General features: G+C 35.5%; 3 protein-coding genes. All 3 read left to right on the top strand.

Annotated features, from left to right (window positions below):
• Positions 1-645: GTPase (locus tag BCG07_RS14860; RefSeq protein WP_286890865.1), on the top strand; the 645-nt coding region annotated here is incomplete at its 5' end.
• Between the two features lie 941 nt (positions 646-1,586).
• Entirely contained in the window at positions 1,587-2,036 is a 450-nt protein-coding gene (mioC, locus tag BCG07_RS14865; protein WP_006793961.1) for an FMN-binding protein MioC, read from the top strand.
• A gap of 426 nt (positions 2,037-2,462) precedes the next feature.
• Positions 2,463-2,566, top strand: a 104-nt coding sequence (locus tag BCG07_RS14870) for an FAD-dependent oxidoreductase (RefSeq protein ID WP_286890868.1), incomplete at its 3' end; no start/stop codon positions are given.

Consider the following 2,566-nt stretch of genomic DNA (forward strand, 5'->3'; position numbering starts at 1 on the left):
GCAGCAATCGTAACCGAAATAGCAGGTACCACCCGCGACGTACTGCGCGAACACATCCATATTGATGGCATGCCACTGCATATTATCGATACCGCAGGTCTTCGTGAGAGCCCTGACCGCGTAGAGCAAATAGGTATTGAGCGCGCATGGGATGAAATAAACCAAGCCGACCGCGTTTTATTTATGCTTGATGGCACCGATACTGTAGACACCGACCCACATAAAATTTGGCCAGAGTTTATGGCAAAATTACCAAAAGGTATGGGTGTTACAGTGATCAGAAACAAAGCCGATTTGTCGGGTGATGTTGTAGGCTTGGATGAAAACCAACAATACCCGGTCATAAGTTTAAGTGCTAAAAACGCTGAAGGTATAGAGCTCGTTCGTGAACATTTGAAGGCCTGTATAGGTTTTGACGGCGCAACAGAAGGTGGCTTTATGGCTCGTCGCCGTCATTTAGACGCTTTAGAGAGCGCAGCTTATCATTTAGATACGGGTAAAACGCAGCTTGAAATGCATGTTGCAGGTGAAATTTTGGCCGAAGAGCTGCGCCTAACGCAGCAATTTTTAAACGAAATAACCGGTGAGTTTACTTCAGACGATCTACTTGGAAAAATATTTAGCTCGTTCTGTATTGGTAAATAAAAGACCTAACAATTAAATAATTAAAAATTAAGGGCGTAAAAACGCCCTTTTTTTACTGCCTTAATTAAGCCTTCCTATATCAACATATGGATATTTTTTAGATAAGCTGAGTGCTATTTTAGGCTCTCATTTTCACTAAATTAGTATCTTTAAAAGCTTATTAATGACCTACTTTACAAGATATAACCGCCTATTTAAGGTGATATATCTCACACATACGAATAAGTTAAGCCACTATAATTAACCTTAAAACAAGCTGAAATCACTGTTTTTAATATTTTATTAGCTAAAATTGCAGCCTTAATTGGCTATATATCAAAAAATAAGGCGATCACAAGTGTGTATTGATCGCGCTATCCACCAGCTCAAACATGTAAATGCATGATCGAATATCACAAAAACTTTAAATTTAGTCAGATCAGTTATCCACAATTTCCATTTTTTGGACAAAAATCCAAAATTTTTTAGCTGAAATACACGTTATTAGCTCTATTTTTAGTAAAAAGCGGCCGTTATAAAAACTATTTTGATATTTATTTAATAAGATCATATTTAATTGATCGTTATTTAAAATTATTTTCGATCTAAATAATCGGTTATCAACACCCTTTATATCCACACAATGATCAACATTACTTCTATATTAAACATTCATCATAATTGGACTTACAAAAGCTTAAAATCAATAACTTACAAAATTTTAGTTACATAGAGTATAAAGTTAAACAGAACTTCCCCCAATCTTATTAACAGTTTGATCAGAAGGTTACATTTGAAGGTATTATTTTACATCTATATAAATCAACAACTTAAAAAAACTTTAAACAATGATCTAAAAATTAGCCTAAAAATAGTTATCCAAACCCACACTCTTCCCTTTACTGCAGTTTGTACTCGGCTATCATAGGCAGCAATTAAAACTAATGCGATCATAACTAATCATGAGTTCAGTAAATATTATTGTGGGCAGCCAAATGGGATCGGCCGAGTATGTTGCGGAGCAATTAAGCGATGAGCTAAATAACCAAGGTATTACAACCCAACTCCATGATCAGCCAAAATTTAATGAAATAGATCAACACAATACGCTCTGGTTAATATGTACATCTACTTATGGCGCAGGTGATTATCCCGATAACCTTTTAAGCTTTGTAGAACAAGTAGCGCAATCAACTGATTTAAAGCATTTAAAGTTTTCGGTTATTGCATTAGGTGATACCAGCTACGACACATATAACTTAGCAGGGCGCAATATAGAAGCACTACTAAGCAAAAAAGGCGCTATAAAAGTGGCTGAACGCTTAGAATTAAATATATTAGACGAGTCACTCCCTGAAGACACAGCCCTCGCTTGGTTAGACACTTGGGTTACCCAAACAGGTTTAAAATAAAGAGATCAAGTAAAATCTCATATAAAAGTTACTCACAATTTACTAATAATTTAATTAATAATGTGGATAAAGTTTGAATAAACTGCATTTTAAAGCATGCTTATCCATGGGATAAGATCTAACTAATCGCCCCCTGTGCATAAAGTGGCTTTTTGATCAGTGCTTATTTGTGGGATGATCCGATCATATTAACACCTTTAGATCTGATCTAATTTAATGTTTTTAAACAAGATCTAAAGCTTATCAACAGAAAACCCGATCAGTAGTAGTAATAGTATTAAAAGATCTCTTTAAAAGATCCTTTATATTATTAGAGATCACTTACTTAGATCTGAGCACAGTTTAATCATTTATCTTCTGCTCATTTCTAGGTAGAATACGCTCCCTTTTGAAGTTTACCGGTTTGATTTAAGTAGGATCCCATTAATGATTTTTCATGAAAATTTTGACGTTATCGTAGTAGGTGGTGGACATGCAGGCACTGAAGCCGCATTGGCAGCTGCCCGTATGGGGATGAATACCCTGCTACT

Origin of the sequence: Pseudoalteromonas sp. ESRF-bin5, from assembly GCF_002632075.1 — a bacterium.
Classification (GTDB): domain Bacteria; phylum Pseudomonadota; class Gammaproteobacteria; order Enterobacterales; family Alteromonadaceae; genus Pseudoalteromonas; species Pseudoalteromonas marina.